The following is a 602-nucleotide window of genomic DNA, read 5'->3' as shown; positions in this document are numbered from 1 at the left end:
GCATAACTGAACGTTTGGTCTTCATAGACCAGCGCTGGCGCCTCGGGCATGCACTCGACCTGCGCTTCAAACAACTGGTGGATGCATAAGTGCGACGGATAGTCTTGCTGCGTCGCATTCCATGTCTGCAGCAGCAACTCGCGCTCCGCCTCGGGCAGCACCTGCAACTGCTGCATTGCAGTATCGGGCGCCGCCTCGAGTGCGTCGGCCAAGCTGTGCAGCGCCTGCTGCATATACGCGCACACCCGCTCAGGCTCCAGCGACGGCACGCTCTGCGCGGTCAGCCCCAGTGCCTGCCCAAAGTCCTCGACCGACAGTATCAGCGGGTAATTGGTGCGCTCCTGGGCACTCAACAGCTCCACACCCGGTAGCCTGCTGCACTCATCCGAGCCCATTGCATTGTGCCGGTAATTGAGCAGCGCACTAAAGAGCGGCGTGCCCGCCGGCACGCCGCTGCAGCGCTGCGCGAGCGCCAGCGACGCATGTTCATGTTCCAACAGCGCGGCCAAGCGCGCGTGCGTGCTCCGCACACACGCCTGCACACTGCCGTCCAGCTCCACACGCAGCGGCAGCGTATTGATAAAGAGCCCCATCGCACGATC

1 protein-coding gene is annotated in these 602 nt (G+C 63.5%); it reads right to left on the bottom strand.

Going from position 1 to position 602, the window contains the following annotated elements; translation table 11 throughout:
• A partial coding sequence (locus KQH55_RS16100) for a hypothetical protein (protein WP_235091677.1) occupies nt 1-602 on the bottom strand: 602 nt, incomplete at both ends.

Origin of the sequence: Mycetohabitans sp. B3 (assembly GCF_021498065.1) — a bacterium.
In the GTDB taxonomy this organism is placed as follows: domain Bacteria; phylum Pseudomonadota; class Gammaproteobacteria; order Burkholderiales; family Burkholderiaceae; genus Mycetohabitans.
Note: the sequence above shows the minus strand (reverse complement) of the source record. Positions and strands in the feature narration are given on the sequence as shown.